The sequence below is a fragment of the Rhodococcus maanshanensis NBRC 100610 genome (assembly GCF_001894865.1).
Taxonomy (GTDB): domain Bacteria; phylum Actinomycetota; class Actinomycetes; order Mycobacteriales; family Mycobacteriaceae; genus Rhodococcus_G; species Rhodococcus_G maanshanensis.
In genome coordinates, this window is sequence record NZ_BCXA01000012.1 from 26419 (window position 1) to 48070 (window position 21652).

Consider the following 21652-nt stretch of genomic DNA (forward strand, 5'->3'; position numbering starts at 1 on the left):
GTCGCGGGAGCGCGGCGTCGGCCGACTAGGCTCAGCGGCATGAGCGAATTGACTACCTGGGAATATGCCACCGTTCCGCTGTTGACCCACGCGACCAAGCAGATCCTCGACCAGTGGGGTGGCGACGGCTGGGAACTGGTGTCGGTGCTGCCCGGCCCGACCGGCGAGCAGCACGTGGCCTACCTCAAGCGCCCGAAGGGCTGATCGCGCATGACGGACTGGACCTCCAGGCTCGCTGAGCTGCGGATCGAGCTGCCCGCGGTGGCGGCGCCGGTCGCGGCCTACGTTCCCGCGGTACGGACCGGGAACCTCGTGTACACCTCCGGCCAGCTGCCTTTCATCGACGGTGAACTGCAGCAGGCGGGCAAGGTGGGCGGCGCGGTCTCCGTGGACACGGCGAAGGATGCGGCCCGCACCTGCGCGCTCAACGCGCTCGCCGCGATCGACGCGCTGGTCGGACTCGACTCGGTGGTGCGCATCGTCAAGGTGGTCGGCTTCGTGGCCTCCGCGGAGGGGTTCACCGGGCAGCCCGGCGTCATCAACGGCGCCTCCGAGCTGTTCGGCGAGGTCTTCGGCGACGCGGGAGTGCACGCCCGGTCCGCGGTCGGCGTCGCCGAGCTGCCGCTGAACGCGCCGGTCGAGGTCGAGGTCATCGCCGAAGTCCGATAGGGGCGGTATGCCCGTGCGCGTTCCGCCCGCCGACCGGTGGGCCCGCGCACGGGCGTCGACGGCGGATTCAATCCGCATGCGGCCCAAGGCCCGCGGCGACGACGGGTCGTACAGTGAGCCCATGACCACGGCACATCCGGCGTACGCCCAGCTGCGCCAGGTCACCCCGATCGCGGCGGTGATGCTGGAGAACAACCCGGGCATGATGACGCTCGACGGCACCAACACCTGGATCCTGCGGGCGCCCGGCCGCGAGGAATGTGTGGTGATCGATCCGGGTGACGCCGACGAGGAGCACCTGTTGCGGGTGGCGGCCGTCGGCCCGGTGGCGCTGACCCTGATCACGCACCGGCACGGGGACCACACCGGTGGCGTGGAGCGGTTCGCCGCGCTCACCGGCAGTCCGGTCCGGTCCGTTGACCCGCGGTTCCGCACGCACACCGACGCGGGCCTGCCGGACGGCGAGCTCATCGAAGAGGTCGGTCTGGCGATCCGGGTGCTGCGAACTCCCGGGCACACCAAGGACTCGACCTCGTTCGTGATCGAGGGGGAGGGGTCGGTGCTGACCGGCGACACCATCCTCGGTCGGGGCACCACCGTCCTGGACGCCTCCGACGGCGATCTCGGCGACTACCTGGCCTCCCTGCGTGCGCTCATCGACCTGGGCACGGGCCGCGCGGTGCTGCCAGGGCACGGACCCGACCTGCCGGACCTGCAGACGGTGGCGCAGCAGTACCTGAGTCATCGCGAGGAGCGACTCGATCAGGTGCGTGCGGCGCTCGAGGTCCTCGGCGCCGACGCCGGCCCTCGTGCGGTGGTCGAGCACGTGTACTCCGACGTCGATCAGAGCCTGTGGCCGGTGGCCGAGCAGTCGGTGCGGGTGCAGTTGGAGTACCTGCGCCGCTGAGCTCCAAAGTGATATGGGTCACAAGACTGCTTGTCTTGTGACCCATTTTGCATTGGCCTACCTGCGCGTTTCGGGCAGGGGGTGCGGATTTCTGTGTAACCGCGCGTAACGGACGACTAGACATTTGCTACGCCTAACTAATAGCTTGGCGTCCGGCACGGTATGTGTGCCACGTCACAACGCGATGTTAGGAGTTCCCCATGGGATCCGTTGAGAACCTGCTCGATGCCAACGGCGCCGGTTTCGGCCTGCTCGACATGCTCAAGCTTCTCCCGCTGATGAAGGCCATCGAGGGCCTCGATTCCGTCAGCGCGGCGAACTGACCGACCGATCACGAACTGGAGACGACGATGACCTCTGTCGAGAACCTCACCGAGCTGGTCAACTCGCTGACCACGCTGTTCACCGGACTCAACTCGGGCTCGGCCGGCGCCGGTAGCGCGGGCGAGACCCCCAACCCGTAACGCCGGACCGCCGGCGGCACCCTCGACTTCTAGGAGTATGACCATGGGATCTGTTTCCGATCTGGGCGACGTGTTCAAGGCCCTCGTGCCGGTCCTCGGCGACCTGCTGGGCAACCTGGCCGGCGGCTCGCTGAGCCCGGTCGAGCCCAAGTAGTCCCTGCGCTCCACGCGCACCCCACCGACGGTCGCCGCGCGATCGGTCCATTCCGGCCCGATCCCGCGGCGACCGTTGCGCATTCGGGCGGGGGCGACGACTGTTGACATCAGGCGCAGTCGAGACCGAGGAGCGCGGCGATGACCGACTACGGGCGTCCACTGCAGTTCGGCATGTTCCCCACCCCGGATGCCGACCGGGTCGACGCGATCCTCGACCTCGTCCGGATGGCCGACGAGGAGGGCCTGGATCTCGTTGGCATCCAGGATCATCCGTATCAGAAGAGATTCCTGGACACCTGGTCGCTGATGGCCGTCGTGCTCGCGCGCACCACCAGGATCCGCGTGTTCCCCGACGTGGCGAGCCTGCCGCTGCGGCCGCCTGCCGTGATGGCGAAGGCGGCCGCGAGTCTGGACGTGATCTCGGGCGGACGGTTCGAGCTGGCGGTCGGTGCGGGCGCGTTCTGGCAGGCGATCGGTGCGATGGGCGGGCCCGAACGGACCCCTGGCGAGGCCGCGGGCGCGTTGACGGAGGCCCTCGACGTCATCCGGCTGATGTGGTCCGGCGAGAAATCGGTGCGCTACGACGGCGCCCACTACCAGCTGTCCGGCGTGCACCCTGGACCGCGACCCGCCCACGACATCGGACTGTGGCTCGGGGTCGGCGGCCCGCGGATGCTCGGCGTGCTCGGCCGGGAGGCCGACGGCTGGGTCCCGTCGGTCAGCTACTTTCCGCCGCCGGTGCTGCCCGGCCTGCACGCGCGCATCGACGAGTCCGCGACGGCCGCCGGCCGCGACCCCGCGGCGATCCAGCGCATCTACAACGTGTTCGGGGCCATCACCGATGGACCGAGCGGCGGGTTCCTCAACGGGCCGGTGCAGCAGTGGGTCGACGAGCTGACCGGGTTGGTGCTCGAATCGGGCATGGACACCTTCGTGTTCGGCGCCGAGGGCGACGACCCGCACCAACACCGGAAATGGGCGGTGGAGGTGGTCCCGGCGGTTCGCGAGGCGGTCGCCCGGCATCGAGACATGCCCAAATAGCTATAGGGTGCGAGGAATTTCGCATTTGTTCGGCATGGATCGACGGCCAATCATGGGTCCATGACCACATCGCGCGAAGCCTGGATTCGCAATTACGTGGACGGCGGCTTCGTCGACCCGGACCCGGAGCGAAGTTTCGAGAACCTCGACCCGGCCACCGGCCGGCTGGTGGCCCGGGTGCACGAGGCGGACATCGCTCTCGTCGACCGCGCCGTGCGATCGGCGCGGCGCGCGCTGGACAACGGTTGGGCCGACACCCCCGTGCGGGAACGTGCGGCCCTGCTGCGGCGGGCGGCAGACCGGATCGAGGAGCGCTTCGAGGAGTTCGTCGCGGCCGAGATGGCCGACACGGGTAAGCCGATCACGCAGGCCCGCGAGCTCGACGTGGCCCGCGCGCTGACCAACTTCCGCACCTTCGCGGACGTGGTCGCCGCCGCGGGCCAGGAGTCGTTTCTCACCGACCTCGCGGGTGGTCGGCAGGCGTTGAACTACGCGGTGCGCAAGCCGTTGGGCGTGGTTGCGGTGATCGTGCCGTGGAACCTGCCGCTGCTGCTGCTCACCTGGAAGGTGGCGCCCGCGCTGGCCTGTGGCAACGCCGTCGTCGTCAAGCCGAGCGAGGAAACCCCGTCCACCGCAACGCTGCTCGCGGAGGTGCTGGAGGAGGTCGGACTCCCGGCCGGCGTCTACAACGTCGTGCACGGTTTCGGCCGGGACTCGGCAGGGGAGTTCCTGACGGATCATCCCGGCATCGACGGCGTCACCTTCACCGGGTCGTCCGCGACCGGCTCGCACGTGATGAAGACCGTGGCGCCGCGGGTCCGGCCGGTCTCCTTCGAGCTCGGCGGCAAGAACGCCGCCGTGGTGTTCGACGACGTCGACGTCGACGAGGCCCTCACCGGGCTGACCCGGTCGGTCTTCGCCAACACCGGGCAGGTGTGCCTGTGCACCGAGCGGGTGTACGTCCAGCGCGGCGTGTTCGACGACATCGCGGCCGGGCTGGTCGAGCGTGCCGAGGGGCTTCGTCTCGGTGCGCCGGCCGACACCGCGACCACGACCGGTCCGCTGATCTCCCAGGCCCATCGCGAGAAGGTCCGCGACTACTTCGAGATCGCCGAGCAGGCCGGGGCCAAGGTGCTCACCGGCGGCGGGATCCCCGCGCTCGGCGAGGGCCTCGCCGGCGGCTCCTGGATCGAGCCGACGCTGTGGACCGGGCTGACGAATGCCGATCGCGCAGTGCGCGAAGAGATCTTCGGTCCGGTCGCGGCACTGATCCCCTTCGACACCGAGGAGGAGGCGATCGCGCTCGCCAACGACACCGAATACGGACTCGCCGCGGCGGTCTGGACGAACGACCTGCGCCGTGGGCACCGCGTCGCGCAGCAGATGCGGGTCGGCATCTCCTGGGTGAACACCTGGTTCACCCGCGAACTCCGCTCCCCGTTCGGCGGCGCGGGACTCTCCGGGATCGGCCGCGAGGGCGGCGAATCCTCCCTCCACTTCTATACCGAACCCACGAATGTGTGCGTGCAACTGTGACTGTGACATCGGGAACGACAGTGGACAGGGAGAGTGAGAAGTGATGCCGCTCAACATGATCGATATCGAAGGCCTCTGCGACCGTCTGGACCGCGCCCAGCGGACCGTCACTGACACGCCCAGCCTCGCGGACAGCCATGAGGTCGACATCGACGATGCCTACCGGATCCAGAACGCGCTGATCGGCCGCAGGCTGGGCCGGGGCGAATCGATTGTCGGGGTGAAGCTGGGATTCACCAGCAAGGCGAAGATGGCCCAGATGGGTGTCTCCGACGTGATCGTCGGGCAGCTCACCGATGCCATGCGCATCGAGGACGGCGGCGACGTCGACCTGACCCGGTTCATCCACCCGAAGATCGAGCCGGAGATCGCCTACCGGCTCGCCCGCGACGTGGATCCGGGCGATCCGGCCGTGGACGTCGTGTCCTGTGTGGACGCGGTCGCGCCCGCGATGGAGATCATCGACTCGCGCTACCGGGACTTCCGCTTCACGTACACCGACGTGGTGGCCGACAACACCTCCGCCGCCGGCTATGTCATCGGCCCCTGGCAGCGGATGCAGGACGTCGACGACCGCGAGGTACGCCTCGAGGTGGGCGCGGACGCCGTGCTGGGATCCACGTCGGCGATTCTGGGCGATCCCGTCCGCGCGCTGCACGCGCTGGTCGACATGGCCCGGCGGCGCGCGATCCCGCTGCGCGCGGGGCAGGTGGTCCTCGCAGGGGCGGCCACCGCGGCGGTCGCGCTGACCGCCGAGGTCGCGCAGTGCCACATCGCCGGTCTCGGCCGAGTCAGCGTGAAGGGGACGAGATGACCGACGCCAAGGTGATCGACCGGCTCGCGACACCGCGGGGCCGGTTCCCGCACGTGAAGGTCGCAGGCGATTTCGTCTACGTCTCGGGAACCAGTTCGCGACGCCAGGACAATACGTTCGTCGGCGTCGAGGTCGACGAGATGGGCACAACCGCGCTCGACATCCGCGCACAGACACGCGCGGTCATCGAGAACATGCGCGCCATCCTCGCCGAGGTCGGGGCCGAGCTCGGCGACCTGGTCCAGGTCACCTCGTACCTGGTGTCGATGAACGACTTCGGCGGCTACAACGAGGTATACGCCGAACTGTTCGACGAGAACGGGCCGACCCGGACCACCGTCGCGGTGCACCAGTTGCCGCATCCGCACCTGCTCATCGAGATGCAGGGTGTCGCATACCGACCCGTCGCTCGCCCGCCGCACCCAACCACCGCATCGGAGGCCCTGTCATGACCCGAGTCCCGCAGACCATCAACTTCCAGAAGTGGATCGCCGACAACGAGCACCTGCTCAAGCCCCCGGTGAACAACCAGACCATGGCGCTCGGCAGCGACTTCATCGTCCAGGTCGTCGGCGGGCCGAACCAGCGCACGGACTACCACCTGGACCCCTACGAGGAGTGGTTCTACCAGATCAAGGGCGACATCCACGTCGACGTCATGACCGAGAACGGCCCCGAGAGGGTGCACATTCGCGAGGGCGAGACATGGTTGTTGCCGGGGAATCTGCCTCACTCACCGCAGCGCCCGACCGCGGGCTCGATCGGTCTGGTCATCGAGCGGGTGCGCGAGGAGGGGACCCTGGAGAAGTTCCAGTGGTACTGCATGAACTGCGACGCGCTCATCTACGAGGTCGAACTGCAGGTCAGGGACATCGTCGCCGACCTTCCCCCGGTCTTCACCTTGTTCTACGACAGCGTCGACGCCCGCACCTGCGCGAGCTGCGGAACCCTCCATCCGGGCAAGGGGTGAGACGTGAGCGGAATGATCGACGTCCACACCCATTACGTGCCGAAAGGGTGGCCCGACCTGACGTCGGACGCGGGACCGGAGGCGCCGTGGCTGCGGATCGAATCCGAGTCCGAGGCGATGATCATGATGGGCACCAAGGAGTTCCGCCGGATCCAGGCGGACGCCTGGGACGCCGAAACCCGGTTGCGGGACATGGACGCGGACGGTGTGCACACGCAGGTGGTCTCGCCGACCCCGGCGTTCTTCAACTACGGGCGCACCGGCGCGCAGGGGGAGCGGATCGCGCGGATCTTCAACGACCTCGCCCTGGAGATCGTCGCACCCGCCCCGGATCGCCTGATCCCGTTCTGCCAGGTCCCGTTGCAGGACACCGATGCCGCGTGCCGTGAGCTCGAGCGGTGCATCGCCAACGGGCACCGGGGCGTCGAGATCGGCAACCATGTCGGCGACCTGGACCTCGACAGCGAGGGCGTGGTCACGTTCCTGCAGCACTGCACGTCGCTGGACGTGCCGGTGTTCGTGCACCCGTGGGACATGGCGAGCTCCCCTCGGCTGGATCGGTGGATGGCGCAGTGGTTGACCGCGATGCCGTCCGAGACCCATCTCTCCATACTTGCGTTGATCCTCGGCGGCGTGTTCGACCGGATCGACGAGAGCCTGAAGATCGGATTTGCCCACGGCGGTGGATCTTTCGCGTTCTGGCTGGGGAGGATGGAGAACGCCTGGCACGGTCGGAACGACGTGATCGGCACGTCGGAGTTCCCGCCGTCGCACTACCTGGGTCGCTTCTACGTGGACTCCGTGGTCTTCGACGAACGGGCGTTGCGCTTGCTGGTCGACACCGTCGGCGTCGAGCGGGTGATGGTGGGCAGCGACTACCCCTACCCGCTGGGGGAGCGGCCGGTCGGAGAAGTGGTGCGCAAGAGTGAGTGCCTCGATGACGCTGCGCGGCAATTGATTTCCCATGGAAACGCCGAGCGGTTCCTGGGGCTGGGCTGATCGGATCGGCGCCCGGTTCGTCGGGGCGGTCCGGCGCGCCGGCTATGACCAAATGGGCATGGAAGATCGGCGAATCGGCATTTGTGTGTCATGGCTCACACGGTGAGACTGTGATCAGCAACGCACGCACCCTGTTTGCGTCACCATCGGTCCCCACATCCGCTGTCTCCCAACATGATAGGTCCCACGATGAACGAGAATCCGGAACCCGGCCCCGCCGCGGCGGCCCGCAGTCGGGTGGCCATGGCCACCCTCGCGGGCACGACCCTCGAGTGGTACGACTTCTTCCTCTACGGCACCGCGGCCGCGCTCATTTTCAACAAGCAGTTCTTTCCCAGCCTGAGCCCGTCGGTCGGCACCCTCGCGGCCTTCAGCACCTTCGCCGTCGGCTTCGTCGCCCGACCCCTCGGTGGCCTGGTGTTCGGCCACTTCGGTGACCGAATCGGCCGCAAGGCCACCCTGGTCGTCTCGCTCGTGATGATGGGCATCGGGTCCACGCTCATCGGGCTGATCCCGAACTACGACTCGATCGGGTTCTGGGCCCCGGTGCTGCTGGTGGCGCTGCGGATCGTGCAGGGCATCGGCCTCGGCGGGGAGGGCGCGGGCGCCACCCTGATGTCGATGGAGCACGCGCCCGAGGGTAAGAAGAACCTCTATGCCGGCTTCCCGCAGATGGGGACGCCTGCCGGTCTCGTGCTCGCCAACGCCATCTTCCTGACCACGAACGCGGTGCTCCCGGACGAGGCCTTCGCGTCGTGGGGCTGGCGTATCCCGTTCCTGCTGAGCTTCGTGCTCGTCGCGATCGGCCTGGTGATCAGGCTTCGGGTGACGGAATCACCGTCGTTCGCTGGGGTTCTCGAGAAGGGTGATGTGGTCCGTTTCCCGCTGCGGGAGTCGCTGAAGGTCGGGTTCCCCCGACTCTCCCTGACCCTGCTCGCGGTGGTGGCCAACTCCGCGGTCGCGTACGCCTTCATGGTGTTCACCCTGTCCTACGGCACCCAGCACCTCGGATACGGCAAGCAGTTCCTGGTGCTGTGCGTGACCGCGGCGGCCGTGCTGTGGTTCGCGAGCATCCCGTTCTGGACGATGGTCGCGGACCGCTACGGCAGGCGGACGATGTTCATCGCCGGATCGGCGGCGATCCTGCTGTGGTGCATCGCGTTCCTCCCGCTGCTCAACACCGAGAACTCGGTGCTCGCGGTCATCGCGTTCCTCGGCATGGGCCTGATCGTCCCTGTCACGCACTGCGTGCAGGGCAGCATCATCGCGGACACCTTCCCGGCGCGGGTGCGCTATTCGGGCTCGTCGCTGATCCTGCAGACCGCAGCCATCCTCGGTGGCGGCCTCGCGCCGATGATCTCGACGGCGCTGCTGAACGCCACGGGATCGTCGGCCGGCGTCACCTGGTACCTGGTGATCATCTGCTCGATCAGCCTTGCGGGCGCGATCGCGCTGTTCCGGCTGGTGCCGTCGACGTCGCGCGGGCCGCAGGCCGCGACCGCGCAGGAGCACGCGCACGCGTAGGACCGGCGAGTCATCGCACTCTCGACGAGCCGCTCATCCCCGACGGGTGGGCGGCTCGTCGCCGTCGGCGCGACGGCGACGAGCTCACCGACCGGGCGGGGCGATCTCCGCGGCGATCCGACGCAGATTGCCCACCAGTGCCTCGGCAGACGGGCTGAGGGTGCGGCCGGGGGAGAGGGTGATCCCGACGCTGTGCCCGATCGGATCCAGCGCCACCGGGAGCGTGGTCAGCCGGGCGTCGTCGCGCGGGATCAGGCTCGGCAGCACGGCGATCATGTCGGTCTCGATGAGCAGCTGGCGGACGGTGAGGAACGACGTGGCCTCGACCCGGTTCGCGGGCAGGGGCATGCCGTTCCTGGCGAAGAACTCCTCCAGCTCGCGGCGCAGCGACGTCTCGGTGCCGGGCAGGATCCAGGGGTAGTCGGCCAGGTCGGCGAGCGTCAGGCTGTCGAGCTCGGCCAGCGGATGGCGGGCGCGGGTGACGAGTTCCACCGATTCCTCGTAGAGGGTGTCGCGGATGGCGGACTGGTCGGTGGGGGAGGTGAGCCGGCCGACGATCAGGTCGACCCGGCCGGCCTCGAGCTCGACGAGCAGGGTCTCGGGGGTGCCCTCCCGCACGATCACCGTGAGCAGGGGCCGCTCCACCTTCAGTCGCGCGATCGCGCCGGGGAGCAGGACGTTCGAACCGGCGAGGTGGGTGCCGACCACCACGGTCCCGCGATCCGCTTCGGCCAGCTCGAAGACGTGCCTGCCCGCCTGTGTCAGCTGTGCGATGACGGCCCTCGCGTGTGCGGTGAAGGCCTCGCCGAAGATCGTCGGGGTGATGCCGCGCGGGCCCCGCTCGTACAGTTCCACTCCGAGGATCGACTCCAGGTCGTGCAGGCTGCGGGTGGCCACCGGCTGGGTCACGTGGAGCGCCGCGGCGGCACCGACCACGCTGCCCTGCTTCGTCAGCGCATCGACGAGCACGAGGTGTCGCAGCTTCAGCCGCCCGTCGAGCAGTTTGGGTATGTCCATGCGGCCGAGCCTATCGGGATCTGGAGCCCTGGCAATAGCTGAATGCGACAGTTCTCGGTCCGCGCTATGCTCTTTCGGCTATGGCAGGGCGCGGGCGGCGGAGTGCCGTTCTGCGAGCCCGTCGATCATCCGGACGAGGGCGCGGTTGAGCGTGGTGGTGGGGTCGGCAAGATCGAGAAAGATGTCGTAATGGTTGCGATCGGGAACGACGAGCAGGGTGCAGGCGGAGTGTTCGGCCCAGGCGTCGTGGAACCGCTTGGTCTGCGTGCGGAACCCGGCGCCGTCGCGGTCCGCAACCGCGATCACGGCCGTCGGTCCCGGTCCGTCCGCGAGAAGCAGTGGGCTCAGCGCCCGCGCGCGCTCGATGTCGAGCCCGAGCCATTCGTTCGCGAACGAGTCCACGAGCGGGCGGAGGTCGAACAGTCCGCTGATCGGCATGGCACCACGCACGACGTTCTCGGGTAGGCCGAGGGGTTGCTGCCAGCCGGGGACCATGAGGGTGCCGGTGAGGTGCCCCCCTGCGGAGCTGCCGCCGACGACGATCCGATCGGGGTCGAGCCCATGGTCGGCGCCGTGGTGGTAGACCCAAGCGACCGCAGCTCGGACCTGGCGGACGATCTCCTCGAGCGGCGTCTCCGGCGCGAGGCCGTAGTCGACGGTGACGGTGGCGATGCCCTCGCTGTCGAGGGCGCGCGCCATGAAGGCCGTGTGATGTCGGGACAGGGCGCGCCAGTAGCCGCCGTGGATGGCGACGAACACCGGCCTCGGCTCGTCGGAGGTTCCCCACACGTCCAGTTTCTGCTGGCTGTGCGGGTCGTAGTAGATGTCGGTGAATCCGCGCAGGCCCCGTACCGCGCTCTCGGATCGGGCCAGGTACTCGGCGATGATCTCGTCGAAGAGCTCCGGCGAGACGGTGTTCCGGACGTTGTACTCGACGTCGGTCTGCGGGTCGGACATCAGATGCCCATTCCGGGATGCCCGTGGTGCAACGGATCTCATCCCTCGATACTGCGGTCTCGGTCCCATGCCTGTCGAATGCGAATTCCGCTCTCGGATATGCCCCTACGCCTATATGGACGGGCCACAACGCAAATCGGCCACCCCGCATGACGGGATGGCCGATTTGTTGTCGCTGTGGGTTACCGCGCGCGGCGGGCCAGGCGCTCCGAGTCGGAGATCAGCACGCTCTTGCCCTCGAGGCGCAGCCAGCCGCGGTGCGCGAAGTCGGCGAGCGCCTTGTTCACGGTCTCGCGGGAGGCGCCGACCAGCTGGGCGATCTCTTCCTGGGTGAGGTCGTGCGTCACGCGCAGCGACCCGGCCTCCTGGGTGCCGAAGCGCTGGGCGAGCTGCAGCAGCGCCTTGGCGACACGGCCGGGGACGTCGGTGAAGATCAGGTCCGCGAGGTTGTTGTTGGTGCGGCGCAGGCGACGGGCCAGCACGCGCAGCAGCTGCTCCGCGATCTCGGGGCGCTGATCGATCCACGACTTCAGGGCGTCGCGGTCCATCTGCACGGCGCGGACCTCGGTCACCGTGGTTGCGGTGGAGGTACGCGGGCCCGGGTCGAAGATCGAGAGCTCACCGAACATGTCGGAGGGGCCCATGATGGTCAGCAGGTTCTCGCGACCGTCGGGGGAGCGGCGTCCGAGCTTCACCTTGCCGGACACGATGATGTACAGCCGATCACCGGGCTCGCCCTCGTTGAAGATCACGTGCCCGCGAGGGAAGTCGACCGGCTGCAGCTGCTTGACCAGCGCGGCCACCGCCGACGGTTCGACTCCCTGGAAGATTCCGGCTCTGGCCAGGATCTCGTCCACGTGTGCTCCTTCTTCGGGTCGTTGGGGGACGCCATCGTGTGGTCTCCCCCGACGTGATCGACGCAAGATCGCGTCGACCTATCGTTGGTACTCGATGGAAGTCTATCGTCCCGACGTCGAAGACTAGTGACCGACGCCACGCGTCGCATGCCGAACAGGGTCCGACACTCCGGAAGGGTCAGCTGGCGCGCTGTTCCTGCGCCTGCGATTCGTCGTCGTCCTCGTCCTCGGCGCCGCGCTTGCGGCGGAGGTGGAACCGGGCGAGCGCCCGGGGCAGGCCCTCGTTGGCCAGGGTGGCGACGTCGGCATGACTCGCCTTGTCCAGGAACTCCTGGACCTCCTGCTCGCGCACGGTCAGCCGGCGCAGCCGGAACTCCACCCGCTCCATTGCCAGTGCAAAAAGAATGAGCAGCACTGGGAAGAGCACCACAGCCAGTCCTTGCATACCGGGTAGTAAACACGGCGTTTGTCTCAGAAGCGAAACGATGTCCAGTTCCGTTTGGCACCGTCCGTAGAGTTGGTCCGGTGTCCACCACCGCATCGCAGACCCCGGCCCCGCGTGGGGCGGCGCCGACTGTGCGACCGGCGAAGGAGGCGACCCGGCTCGGCCTCGTGCGCCGGGCGCGCCGGATGTACCGCACGCTGACCGTGGCGTTCCCGCACGTTTACTGCGAGCTCGACTTCACCACGCCGCTCGAGCTGTCGGTGGCGACCATCTTGTCCGCACAGTGCACTGACGTGCGGGTTAACCAGGTGACGCCCGCGCTGTTCGCCCGCTACCGCACCGCCCGCGACTACGCCGAGGCGGACCGAACGGAGCTCGAGGAGTACATCAGGAGCACCGGCTTCTACCGGAACAAGGCGAACTCGATCATCGGGCTCGGGCAGGCGTTGCTCGAACGGTTCGACGGCGAGGTCCCCGGCGACCTGAAGAATCTGGTGACGCTGCCCGGCTTCGGCAGGAAGACGGCAAACGTGGTTCTCGGAAACGCGTTCGGTGTGCCGGGTATCACCGTCGACACCCACTTCGGCAGGCTGGTCCGGCGGTGGGGCTGGACGCAGGAGGAGGACCCGGTGAAGGTCGAGCACGCGGTCGGCGAACTCATCCCGCGCAAGGAATGGACCGACCTCTCGCACCGGGTGATCTTCCACGGCCGCCGGGTCTGCCACGCGAAGAAGCCGGCCTGCGGGGTGTGCCTGCTGGCCAAGGACTGTCCCTCCTATGGGATCGGGGTCACCGATCCGGTGGCGGCGGCCGCGCTGGTGAAGGGCCCCGAGACCGAACATCTGCTCGAGCTGGCGGGTCGGTGAGCTGAACGTGCGATTGTCGAACACCGGCCGGTGGAGCCTGGCCGCGCTCGTGGTGGTTGCGGCCCTGATCGTCGCGATCTGGCCGCGCGGCGACTCGGAGGAGACCGGCTCGCGCAGCTATGCCGACTACGGCGTCCCCACCGCTGCGCCCCAGGAGCGGGCCTCAGGCGACACCCCCGAGGCTCTGGCCGGGGTGCGTGCCGAGGCAGCCCTGAGCGCCTGCCCGGCTCCCGCGCCAGGTGCGGTCCCGGCCGGACCGCTGGCCGGGATCGGGCTCGAGTGCCTCTCCGACGGTGGCAGGATCGACGTCGGTGCCGCGCTGGCGGGCAAGCCCGCGCTGGTCAACCTCTGGGCCTACTGGTGTGGGCCCTGCGCGAGGGAACTGCCCGCCCTGCAGGAGTACGCGCAGCGCGCGGGAGACGCCGTCACCGTGCTGACCGTCCACCAGGACCCGAAGGAAGGGAATGCGTTGTCCGCCCTGACCGAGTACGGCGTGCACCTGCCGGGCGTACAGGACGGCACGGGCAAGATCGCCGCGGCCGTCGGGGCTCCGAACGTGCTGCCCGTGACAGTGTTGGTCCGGGCCGACGGCACCGTGGCCGGGGTCCTGCCGGTGCCGTTCGAGAGCGCCGACCAGATCGCCGACGCGGTGCGCGAGAAGCTGGGCGTGAGCGTGTGAGCGAGACCAACCACCTGCCGCCGGAATGGCTGCGTCGGGTCTCGACGCTGCCGCCGTCGGAATCCAATTCCGTCAACCCCGTGTTGCTGCGGCGGGCACCGAGCGGCGTTGCGGCGCGCGAGGCCGCGGTGCTCGTGCTCTTCGGCGGGTCCCCCGAGGCGGATCCCATCGCGGTCGGTGGCCTGCCCGAGGACGCCGACCTGCTGCTGCTCCAGCGCGCCTCCACCCTGCGCCAGCACGGCGGCCAGATCGCCTTTCCCGGTGGTGCCAGCGATCCGGGGGACGACGGGCCCGTCGGGACCGCGCTGCGGGAGGCGGAGGAGGAGACCGGGCTCGACCCGGCCGGGGTGCGCACCCTCGCGGTGCTGCCCGGCATCTTCGTCCCGCCCTCGGGCTTCGACGTCACGCCGGTGATCGGGTACTGGGACCGCCCGTCCCCGGTCCGCGCGGTTGACCTCGCCGAGACCGAGCGGGTGGCCAGGGTGCCGATGCGCACCCTGCTCGACCCGGACAACCGTTTCCAGGTCCGGCACCGGCTCGGCTACCAGGGCCCGGCGTTCCTCGTCGACGGCATGCTCGTGTGGGGCTTCACCGCGGGCGTGCTGGCCGGGCTGATCGCGATCTCCGGCTGGGAGATCGAGTGGGACCGATCGGACATCCGCGACCTCGAGGTCGCGCTGGCCGAGGTGGACGCGGGGATCGTGGAGGTACACGAGCGATGACCGGTTCAGCCTGGATCGACCTCGCGATCCTCGCGATCGCCATCCTGGCGGCGACGTCGGGGTGGCGGCACGGGGCGGTCGCGTCCGCGCTCGCCTTCTTCGGCGTGGTGCTCGGTGCGGTCGCGGGGATCCTGATCGCGCCGCACGTGCTGGTACACGTCGACGAGGGTCGGATGCGCGTGCTCGCGGGCATCACCCTGATCATCGTGCTGGTGGTCGTCGGCGAGGTCGCGGGCATGGTGCTCGGCCGCGCCGCGAGGGGCGGCATGCACAGCCCGGTCGCGCGGTCGGTGGACAGCGTCATCGGTGCAGGCCTGCAATGCACCGCCGTCCTGGTCGCCGCGTGGCTGCTGGCCATCCCGCTGACCGCGTCCTCGCAACCGGAGGTCGCCAGCGCGGTACGTGGGTCGCGGGTCCTGACGCAGGTGGACGAGTACGCCCCGAGCTGGATGCGCAGGCTGCCGGACGAGTTCTCGGCGCTGCTGGACACCTCAGGCCTGCCCGACGTGATCGGGCCGTTCGGCCGCACCCCGATCGCCGTCGTCGAGCCGCCCGACCCCAGCGTGCTGCGCAGTCCAGTGGCGCAGCGGCTGCAGACCAGCGTGCTCCGGGTGCGCGGGGTCGCACCGAGCTGCCAGCGCGCGCTCGAGGGGTCCGGTTTCGTGGTGTCGCCGGAGCGGGTCATGACCAACGCGCACGTCGTCGCGGGGACGACCGGGGTCTCGGTGGACACAGCGGACGGGCCGCTCGACGCCGAGGTGGTGCTCTTCGATCCTGCGGTCGACGTCGCGGTGCTGGCGGTTCCCGGCCTGCGGGCCCCGGTGCTGCCGTTCGCGCCCGAGCCGGCCGGGAGCGGGGACAGCGCGATCGTCCTCGGTTACCCGGGTGGCGGCCCGTACACGGCCAGCGCGGCCCGGGTGCGCGAGACCCTGGACCTGACCGGCCCCGACATCTACCGCGCCGCCGAGGTCGAGCGCGAGGTGTACACGGTGCGCGGTTCGATCCGTCAGGGCAATTCCGGTGGGCCGCTCGTCGACGAGCAGGGCAGGGTCCTCGGCGTGGTGTTCGGCGCCGCGGTGGACAACAGCGACACCGGCTTCGTGCTCACCGCCGAGGAGGTCTCGCGCCAGCTGGCCGCGGCCTCCGCGGCGAGCAACGCGGTCAACACGGGCGGCTGCATCCTCTAGCGGCTTCGCCGAGTGTGCAGTTGTCAGGGCATCGCCCGAGTGGACGCGCTGACAACTGCACACTCGCCGGGAGGTCAGCGGGTGAGGAACTCCGTCAGCGCGGCGGTCACCTCGGCAGGCCGCTCCTGATGGGCGAAATGGCCTGCGCCCGCGACGGTGTGCAGGCGTCGCCCCGGGGCCCACCGGGTGTCCCTGCGCAGGGCGGCGGCCAGTACGTAGGGGTCCTGGTCCCCGTGAATTTGCAGCACCGGGATGGTCATCACCTGGTTCATCGCCTTCATGAACCGGCGGCCGTCCGGCCGCCACTGGCTGCGGAACGCCCAGCGCTGGTACTCCAGCGAACAGTGCGCGGCGCCCGGGATCTGGACCGCGGACCTGGCGCGCTCGACGACCTCCGCGAACTCCTCGGTCTGCGGCCATTCCGGACCGGACCGCCCGCGCAACAGCCGCTCGACTTCGGCGCCGTCGTCCCTGGTCAACATCCGCTCGGGCCGCCACGGCAGCTGGCAGCGCAGGAACGCGGGCAGGAAGGCGGACCGCTGGGCGCTGTCGGCCAGCACGGACCGCTTGAGCGCGATCGGATGCGGCGAGCTGACCAGGGCGATCGACCGGACCAGCCGGGGATGCAGCACCGCCGTTGCCCAGCACACCAGGCCGCCGTCGGCGTGGCCGACGAGCGTGGCCTCGGTGTGACCGAGGGCGCGGATCAGCCCGGCGACATCACCGGCCAGGGTCCAGCCGTCGTATCCGCGCGGCGGCTTGTCGCTGTCCCCGTAGCCGCGCAGGTCCAACGCGACCGCGCGGTAGCCGGCGTCCGCGAGGGCCGTCAGCTGGTGACGCCAGGACCACCAGAAGTCGGCGAATCCGTGCAGCAGGACGACCAGCGGTGCGCCTGGGTCGGACGGGCCCGCCTCGACCGCGTGGAAGCGGATGCCGTTGGCGTGCACGTCGCGGTGCTGCCACGGGCCGTCGAATCGGACTGTGGAGGGATCCGGGTAGGTCACGGGAAGGGTGATGCTCTCGGTTCGATGCCGGCGCTAGGGTGCGGTCCGGCGGGCGTACTCGCCCGGCGTGTAGTCGCCGTGCTTGTAGCTCGATTCCGCGGCGTTCGGCAGCACCGTCGCGGCCTGGCGGAGCGAGTCGATGGTCTTCTCCGGGGCCCGGAGCTTGCGGACCCGCAGGTAGCCGAACAGCGCCAGCACCGCGGTGGTGACCACCATCAGCAGGAACACGATCAGGAACGCGAGCCAGCGCGGCGTCCAGACGGCGAGGGTCTCGGCGAGGAAGAAGAAAAAGAAGAAGGAGCTGAACAGCAGGACGGTGAGGGCGAGGATGAAGAACAGCGAGCCCTGCAGGCCCTTCTTGACCTCGCTGGTCACCTCGGCCTTGGCGAGCGCCACCTCGGCGCGGACCAGGGTGGAGACCTGCGTGGTCGCGTCCTTGACCAGGTTCCCGATGCTGGCGGTGCCGGGGGCGTGCGCATCGACGTCGGTGAGCGGGATCGACGTGATGGTGTTCGGCACCCCGTCCCCGGTCAGCCGGTCGTACCTGTCGCCGTTGCGGTCACTGATGCTCACGTCTGCGCCCCTCCAAGGTGTCGTCGTCCGGCTCGCCGGAGTGTGGTCGTTTCTGACCGGTCGCGGAACCGGCCGCGTTGGCGCGCGCATGGTGGACGCGCCCCCGGCGCAACAGTAGCGCCGAGCCGATCAGTGACGCCGTCAGCGAGGTCAACAGGACCGCAGCCTTCGCCGTCTCCGCCTCGGCTCCTTCGAGCGCGAGTTCGGCCACCAGAAGGCTAACGGTGAACCCGATCGCGCCGAGCACCGACAGCGCGAACATGTCGCGGAAGCCGAGGTTTCCCGGCTTCGTGGCCAGGCCAAGCCGGACCGCGACCCACGAGACACCGAAGATGCCGACGGTCTTGCCGACGAGCAGGCCCAGGATGATCGCCAGCGCGATCCGGTCGGTGAACATCGACTCGAGGACCTCTCGGCCCAGCGGGACCCCCGAGGCGAACAGGGCGAACACCGGCACGCAGAACCCCGCGGAGAACGGCTGGATCCGGTGCTCGAGCCGGGTCGCGGGGGCCTCGGCCTCGCCCGGGTCCCTGCGGACCCTGGTCAGCAGGCCGAGGGCGACGCCCGCGAGGGTGGCGTGGATGCCCGCCTCGTGCATCGAGTACCAGGCGAGCAGCGCCAGCGGGACGTACAGCAGCGGGGTGGTGATCCGCCGGTGCTGCGCGTACGCGTAGGCGGCGAGGCAGGCGACCGCGCCGAGCAGCCACAGCATCGCGATCGAGGTGGTGAACAGCGCGGCGATGATGATGATGGCCAGCAGGTCGTCGACGACCGCGAGGCTGAGCAGGAACACCCTGGCGCTGGCCGGGATCCTCGATCCGGTCAGCGCGAGCACGCCGAGGGCGAAGGCGATGTCGGTGGCGACCGGGATCGCCCAGGCCTGCTCGATGCCGGGGGTGCCCCAGCCGACCGCGAGCGCGATCAGCGCGGGCAGGATCACGCCGCCGACCGCCGCGATGATCGGCAGCAGGGCCTTCTTGCGGTCGGCCAGCTCTCCGACGACCAGTTCGCGTTTGAGTTCGAGGCCCGCGACGAAGAAGAACACCGCCAGCAGGCCGTCCTGGGCCCAGGTGTTCAGGCTCAGGTTCAGGTGGATCGCGCTCGGCCCGACCTGCCAGTCCCTCAGGGCGGTGTATGCGTCGGCCCAAGGGGAGTTCGCCCAGATGACGGCGACGGCGGCCGCCACGAGCAGGATCGACCCGCCGACGGTCTCCGTGCGCAGATACCGGGTCAGTTCGGAGCGGAGCGGTTGGATCACGTCAGGCTTCTCCAGGTGGTCGCGGGCGTACAGGTGTGCCATGTGCCGACCAGACTTCCCGGCGCTCCGCTAGCAGCTTAACGCGATCTTGATACCGCTCGGCGCAAACACCTCGCGCTGGATTGCCCCGGAAACGGCGGGGGTGATCTGCTTCCTGAGGTTTGGGCGGTGGATGTCCATTCCGTGGAACAGGTGTGCAGGAGAATCGGATGAGCAAAGCCCCGGACGTACTGGTCGACGAGGCGGTCGCCGCGAAGGACGCGGTACCCCGCAGTCGGATCGTGGTGGCCAGCATGATCGGTACCTCGATCGAGTTCTACGACTTCTACATCTATGCGACGGCGGCCGTCTCGGTCTTCCCGCACCTGTTCTTCCCCAAGGGGAACGGCACCACCGCGCTGCTGGCCTCGCTGGCCACCTTCGGTCTCGCGTTCGTCGCCCGTCCGCTCGGCTCGATCGTGTTCGGCCACTACGGCGACCGGATCGGCCGCAAGGCCACCCTGGTCGGGTCGCTGCTCACCATGGGCATCGCGACGTTCGTCATCGGCCTGCTCCCGACGTACCACTCGGTCGGGCTGATCGCCCCCGCGTTGCTGGCCCTGATGCGCTTCTGTCAGGGCCTCGGGCTCGGTGGCGAATGGTCCGGCGCGGCGCTGCTCGCGACCGAGACGGCGAAGTCCGGCAAGCGGGCGTGGGCGGCGATGTGGCCGCAGCTCGGTGCGCCGATCGGGTTCTTCCTGGCCAACGGCCTGTTCCTGATCATCACCCTGTTCATGGGCCACGACAACGCCAACCCCGATCTGGACAGCGCCTTCCTGACCTGGGGATGGCGAATCCCGTTCCTGCTCAGCGCGATCATGGTGATCATCGGCCTGTACGTCCGGCTCAAGCTGGAGGAGACCCCGGTGTTCGCGCGCGCGGTCGAGCGCGGCGAGAAGGTCAAGACCCCGCTGGCGACGGTGTTCAAGACGAGCTGGCGTCAGCTGATCATCGGCACCTTCGTGATGCTCGCGACGTACACCCTCTTCTACATCATGACCACCTGGGTGCTGAGCTACGGCACCGGCAAGACCGTCGCCGCAGGCGGCACGGGTCTCGGTTTCAAGTACTCGGATTTCCTTGTGCTGCAGCTGATCGCCGTGTTGTTCTTCGCGGCGGGCGTGCCCGTCACCGGCTGGCTCGCGGACCGGTACGGGCGGCGCATCACCCTGCTGGTCACCACCGCCGCGATCATGGTCTTCGGGCTGACGTTCGCGGTGACCCTCGACCCCGAGAAGATGACCGACGCCCGCATGCTGGTCTTCCTCATCATCGGAATGGTGTTGATGGGCTTCACTTTCGGTCCGATGAGCGCGGTACTGCCGGAGCTGTTCCCGACCAATGTGCGCTACACCGGCTCGGGCATCGCCTACAACACCGCGAGCATCCTGGGTGCGGCGGTCGCGCCGTTCATCGCGACCTGGCTCGCGACCAGCTACGGCGTCGGGTGGGTTGGCATCTACCTGCTGGCGGCGAGCGCACTGACGTTCATCGCGCTGCTGGTGATGCGCGAGACCAAGGACGCCTCGCTGGACGCGCCGGAGCTCGATCCGCGCGGGGTCGAGCTCTAGTCCTGATTCGTCCGCCGGACCAGCACCACCGCGCCCGCGCCCACCGCGATCAGCACCGCAAGGGCGCCGAGCAGGCCCCAGTTGGGGCCCGAGTCCGACGGCGCCGCGTCGCCGTACCGATCCCGCTCCTGTTCGGCACTGGTCCGTAGGTCCGCCGCCCCCGGATAGCCGGGCGCGAGGGATAGCACCTCGTCGAAGTCGGCGATGGCGGCGGTGTAGTTCCCGTCGACGTAGTGCTCGACCCCCGCGCGGTAGGCGGTGTCGGCCGGTCCGAGTGCCGGGGTGACGCCCTTCTCGCGCATCAGGTCCGTGAGTCCGCGTGCCGGGGCAACGAAGGCGAACGGCTGTGTCTGCCCGTGGATTCCGAAGCTGTTCACCCCGATCGCCGCTCCGTTGAGGTCGGCGGTGGGGCCTCCGCTCATGGCCTCGGACACCTCAGCGTCGGTCTGGTAGACGGGGACCGTCCCCGTGGCCTTCTTGGCGTTGATCTCGCCGCCCGCGACCACTGGTCGCAGCGTCGGCTCGGCCGCGGTGTCGGTGGTGCCGGGGAACCCGGCCGACACCACCGGGGTGCCGAGGTCGACGCCGGTGTCGGTGCTCAGCTCCGCGGCGGCCAGGCCGCCCCGCTGGACCTTGAGCAGCGCGACGTCCCCCTCGGTGAGCGGCACCAGGCCGACGACCTCCGCGCCCAGTGCCTCGCCCTCGGCGGTCCCACCCGCGATCACGGTCATGGCAAGCGAGGGGGGCGAGCCCGGCTCGTCACCCTCGACCCGCCAGTTCGCTTGGGCGGTCTCGGTCACGAGCGCGGGATCGAGGGTGGGGATCACGTGTACCGCCCAGTCGACGGCGGTACGCAGGAGTGCCTCGCGGGCGCCCTCGGCGCAGTGGCCCGCCGTGGCCACCCAGCCGTCCGGGTTGACGACGAATCCGCTACAGCGCCAGCCTGTTATGAAGGGATCGACCTTGATCGGCGGGCCGTCGGGAAAGCGGACCCAGCCCCTTGCCTCCGCCTTGACCAGGACGACGGACGGGGTGACGAGCGCGGCCGCGCGTTGCTCCTGGCTCGGCACGGGACGATCGGGGGAGTCCTGGTCGCCGAGTGCGACGGCGGGGGAGCCGATGAGCGCCGCGAGCAGCAGTACGAGTATGGCGGCGAACCTCGTTCGCCGATGCCGATCGGGCATGACGGTCTCCGTTCGAGCTCGGACCCGCGGTTGACCCGTGAGCGTCACTCGGCTCGGCACTCGTCATGAATGGGACTGTGGGCCATCGCTGACGGACCCATGGTAGGCCAATCCGGCACGGCCGGGAAGGTTCGCGGCCCCCGGCCGGCGGGGCCACGCGACCGGAGACGACGGTGCCCCCGTGCGAACGAATCGCGCGGGGGCACCGTCGGT

Annotated in this window: 24 protein-coding genes; 16 read left to right on the plus strand and 8 right to left on the minus strand. The window is 69.3% G+C overall.

Features of this window, described 5'->3' with window-relative positions:
* Positions 1-39: 39 nt before the first annotated feature.
* The 11 genes from sp36 to RM1_RS06105 all read left to right on the plus strand — a co-directional run bounded on the left by sp36 (position 40) and on the right by RM1_RS06105 (position 9080).
* Positions 40-204, plus strand: a complete 165-nt coding sequence (sp36, locus tag RM1_RS26075) for a Sp36 family protein (protein WP_072750449.1) — start codon at positions 40-42, stop codon at positions 202-204.
* Positions 205-210: 6 nt separating this feature from the next.
* Positions 211-669, plus strand: coding sequence for a RidA family protein (locus RM1_RS06065; protein ID WP_072750450.1), 459 nt, complete (start codon positions 211-213; stop codon positions 667-669).
* Positions 670-790: 121 nt separating this feature from the next.
* Positions 791-1576, plus strand: a complete 786-nt coding sequence (locus RM1_RS06070) for an MBL fold metallo-hydrolase (RefSeq protein WP_027500344.1) — start codon at positions 791-793, stop codon at positions 1574-1576.
* 200 nt (positions 1577-1776) lie between these two features.
* Positions 1777-1899 (plus strand): hypothetical protein, encoded by a 123-nt coding sequence (locus tag RM1_RS27015; RefSeq protein WP_269321311.1) that lies wholly within the window; start codon positions 1777-1779, stop codon positions 1897-1899.
* A gap of 435 nt (positions 1900-2334) precedes the next feature.
* Complete coding sequence (locus RM1_RS06075; RefSeq protein WP_072750451.1) at positions 2335-3237, plus strand: LLM class flavin-dependent oxidoreductase; 903 nt, start codon at positions 2335-2337, stop codon at positions 3235-3237.
* A gap of 60 nt (positions 3238-3297) precedes the next feature.
* Positions 3298-4773: a 2-hydroxymuconic semialdehyde dehydrogenase gene (locus RM1_RS06080; RefSeq protein ID WP_072750452.1), complete on the plus strand. Its 1476-nt coding sequence runs from the start codon at positions 3298-3300 to the stop codon at positions 4771-4773.
* 43 nt (positions 4774-4816) lie between these two features.
* Positions 4817-5587, plus strand: coding sequence for a 2-keto-4-pentenoate hydratase (locus tag RM1_RS06085; RefSeq protein ID WP_072750453.1), 771 nt, complete (start codon positions 4817-4819; stop codon positions 5585-5587).
* Positions 5584-6039 (plus strand): RidA family protein, encoded by a 456-nt coding sequence (locus RM1_RS06090; RefSeq protein WP_072750454.1) that lies wholly within the window; start codon positions 5584-5586, stop codon positions 6037-6039. The genes RM1_RS06085 and RM1_RS06090 overlap by 4 nt, the downstream gene beginning before the upstream one ends.
* Positions 6036-6557 carry a 3-hydroxyanthranilate 3,4-dioxygenase gene (locus RM1_RS06095; protein WP_072750455.1) on the plus strand — a complete coding sequence of 174 codons (522 nt, stop codon included), beginning with the start codon at positions 6036-6038 and terminating at the stop codon, positions 6555-6557. Before RM1_RS06090 ends, RM1_RS06095 begins: the two co-directional genes overlap by 4 nt.
* 3 nt (positions 6558-6560) lie before the next feature.
* Positions 6561-7556 (plus strand): amidohydrolase family protein, encoded by a 996-nt coding sequence (locus RM1_RS06100; protein ID WP_072750456.1) that lies wholly within the window; start codon positions 6561-6563, stop codon positions 7554-7556.
* 189 nt (positions 7557-7745) lie between these two features.
* Entirely contained in the window at positions 7746-9080 is a 1335-nt protein-coding gene (locus RM1_RS06105; protein WP_092667713.1) for an MFS transporter, read from the plus strand.
* Between the two features lie 84 nt (positions 9081-9164).
* Here RM1_RS06105 and RM1_RS06110 read toward each other — a convergent pair whose 3' ends face one another.
* From RM1_RS06110 to RM1_RS06125, 4 genes are all read right to left on the minus strand, one after another.
* Positions 9165-10097, minus strand: coding sequence for a LysR substrate-binding domain-containing protein (locus RM1_RS06110; RefSeq protein WP_072750458.1), 933 nt, complete (start codon positions 10095-10097; stop codon positions 9165-9167).
* A gap of 78 nt (positions 10098-10175) precedes the next feature.
* Positions 10176-11054, minus strand: coding sequence for an alpha/beta hydrolase (locus RM1_RS06115; protein ID WP_072750459.1), 879 nt, complete (start codon positions 11052-11054; stop codon positions 10176-10178).
* 182 nt (positions 11055-11236) lie between these two features.
* Positions 11237-11911, minus strand: a complete 675-nt coding sequence (locus RM1_RS06120) for a Crp/Fnr family transcriptional regulator (RefSeq protein ID WP_027500354.1) — start codon at positions 11909-11911, stop codon at positions 11237-11239.
* A 178-nt stretch (positions 11912-12089) separates the two neighbouring features.
* Positions 12090-12356: a hypothetical protein gene (locus RM1_RS06125; RefSeq protein ID WP_072750460.1), complete on the minus strand. Its 267-nt coding sequence runs from the start codon at positions 12354-12356 to the stop codon at positions 12090-12092.
* Between the two features lie 185 nt (positions 12357-12541).
* On the opposite strand from RM1_RS06125, the gene nth reads away from it, so the two are divergent.
* Genes nth through RM1_RS06145 form a run of 4 tightly spaced genes read left to right on the plus strand, consistent with a single transcriptional unit; the run spans position 12542 to position 15810 of the window.
* Positions 12542-13222 carry an endonuclease III gene (gene nth, locus RM1_RS06130; protein WP_083576568.1) on the plus strand — a complete coding sequence of 227 codons (681 nt, stop codon included), beginning with the start codon at positions 12542-12544 and terminating at the stop codon, positions 13220-13222.
* Between the two features lie 7 nt (positions 13223-13229).
* On the plus strand, positions 13230-13901 hold the full coding sequence (locus tag RM1_RS06135) for a TlpA family protein disulfide reductase (RefSeq protein ID WP_072750462.1): 672 nt from the start codon (positions 13230-13232) through the stop codon (positions 13899-13901).
* 14 nt (positions 13902-13915) lie between these two features.
* Positions 13916-14623 carry an NUDIX hydrolase gene (locus RM1_RS06140; RefSeq protein WP_072750596.1) on the plus strand — a complete coding sequence of 236 codons (708 nt, stop codon included), beginning with the start codon at positions 13916-13918 and terminating at the stop codon, positions 14621-14623.
* Positions 14620-15810 carry a MarP family serine protease gene (locus tag RM1_RS06145; RefSeq protein ID WP_072750463.1) on the plus strand — a complete coding sequence of 397 codons (1191 nt, stop codon included), beginning with the start codon at positions 14620-14622 and terminating at the stop codon, positions 15808-15810. The genes RM1_RS06140 and RM1_RS06145 overlap by 4 nt, the downstream gene beginning before the upstream one ends.
* A 74-nt stretch (positions 15811-15884) precedes the next feature.
* Here the strand turns inward: RM1_RS06145 and RM1_RS06150 are convergent, their stop codons facing one another.
* From RM1_RS06150 to nhaA, 3 genes are read right to left on the minus strand one after another with little or no spacing between them, the layout of a single operon-like run.
* On the minus strand, positions 15885-16814 hold the full coding sequence (locus RM1_RS06150) for an alpha/beta fold hydrolase (protein WP_072750464.1): 930 nt from the start codon (positions 16812-16814) through the stop codon (positions 15885-15887).
* A 33-nt stretch (positions 16815-16847) separates the two neighbouring features.
* Positions 16848-17381, minus strand: a complete 534-nt coding sequence (locus RM1_RS06155) for a phage holin family protein (RefSeq protein WP_072750597.1) — start codon at positions 17379-17381, stop codon at positions 16848-16850.
* A complete protein-coding gene (gene nhaA / locus RM1_RS06160) occupies positions 17374-18645 on the minus strand; it encodes a Na+/H+ antiporter NhaA (RefSeq protein ID WP_083576569.1) in 1272 nt (423 codons plus the stop codon). The genes RM1_RS06155 and nhaA overlap by 8 nt, the downstream gene beginning before the upstream one ends.
* A 209-nt stretch (positions 18646-18854) precedes the next feature.
* On the opposite strand from nhaA, the gene RM1_RS06165 reads away from it, so the two are divergent.
* Positions 18855-20255 (plus strand): MFS transporter, encoded by a 1401-nt coding sequence (locus RM1_RS06165; protein WP_072750598.1) that lies wholly within the window; start codon positions 18855-18857, stop codon positions 20253-20255.
* Here RM1_RS06165 and RM1_RS06170 read toward each other — a convergent pair.
* Positions 20252-21439 (minus strand): S1 family peptidase, encoded by a 1188-nt coding sequence (locus tag RM1_RS06170; RefSeq protein ID WP_072750465.1) that lies wholly within the window; start codon positions 21437-21439, stop codon positions 20252-20254. The two genes, RM1_RS06165 and RM1_RS06170, sit on opposite strands and share 4 nt — an antisense overlap.
* Positions 21440-21652: the final 213 nt, after the last annotated feature.

What these genes read in the sequence shown, in the direction of transcription:
- sp36 (WP_072750449.1), top strand. Translation starts at nt 40, where the DNA reads ATGAGCGAATTGACTACCTGGGAATATGCCACCGTTCCGCTGTTGACC.
- RM1_RS06065 (WP_072750450.1), top strand. Translation starts at nt 211, where the DNA reads ATGACGGACTGGACCTCCAGGCTCGCTGAGCTGCGGATCGAGCTGCCC.
- RM1_RS06070 (WP_027500344.1), top strand. Translation starts at nt 791, where the DNA reads ATGACCACGGCACATCCGGCGTACGCCCAGCTGCGCCAGGTCACCCCG.
- RM1_RS27015 (WP_269321311.1), top strand. Translation starts at nt 1,777, where the DNA reads ATGGGATCCGTTGAGAACCTGCTCGATGCCAACGGCGCCGGTTTCGGC.
- RM1_RS06075 (WP_072750451.1), top strand. Translation starts at nt 2,335, where the DNA reads ATGACCGACTACGGGCGTCCACTGCAGTTCGGCATGTTCCCCACCCCG.
- RM1_RS06080 (WP_072750452.1), top strand. Translation starts at nt 3,298, where the DNA reads ATGACCACATCGCGCGAAGCCTGGATTCGCAATTACGTGGACGGCGGC.
- RM1_RS06085 (WP_072750453.1), top strand. Translation starts at nt 4,817, where the DNA reads ATGCCGCTCAACATGATCGATATCGAAGGCCTCTGCGACCGTCTGGAC.
- RM1_RS06090 (WP_072750454.1), top strand. Translation starts at nt 5,584, where the DNA reads ATGACCGACGCCAAGGTGATCGACCGGCTCGCGACACCGCGGGGCCGG.
- RM1_RS06095 (WP_072750455.1), top strand. Translation starts at nt 6,036, where the DNA reads ATGACCCGAGTCCCGCAGACCATCAACTTCCAGAAGTGGATCGCCGAC.
- RM1_RS06105 (WP_092667713.1), top strand. Translation starts at nt 7,746, where the DNA reads ATGAACGAGAATCCGGAACCCGGCCCCGCCGCGGCGGCCCGCAGTCGG.
- RM1_RS06110 (WP_072750458.1), bottom strand. Translation starts at nt 10,097, where the DNA reads ATGGACATACCCAAACTGCTCGACGGGCGGCTGAAGCTGCGACACCTC.
- RM1_RS06115 (WP_072750459.1), bottom strand. Translation starts at nt 11,054, where the DNA reads ATGTCCGACCCGCAGACCGACGTCGAGTACAACGTCCGGAACACCGTC.
- RM1_RS06125 (WP_072750460.1), bottom strand. Translation starts at nt 12,356, where the DNA reads ATGCAAGGACTGGCTGTGGTGCTCTTCCCAGTGCTGCTCATTCTTTTT.
- nth (WP_083576568.1), top strand. Translation starts at nt 12,542, where the DNA reads ATGTACCGCACGCTGACCGTGGCGTTCCCGCACGTTTACTGCGAGCTC.
- RM1_RS06145 (WP_072750463.1), top strand. Translation starts at nt 14,620, where the DNA reads ATGACCGGTTCAGCCTGGATCGACCTCGCGATCCTCGCGATCGCCATC.
- RM1_RS06165 (WP_072750598.1), top strand. Translation starts at nt 18,855, where the DNA reads ATGAGCAAAGCCCCGGACGTACTGGTCGACGAGGCGGTCGCCGCGAAG.
- RM1_RS06170 (WP_072750465.1), bottom strand. Translation starts at nt 21,439, where the DNA reads ATGCCCGATCGGCATCGGCGAACGAGGTTCGCCGCCATACTCGTACTG.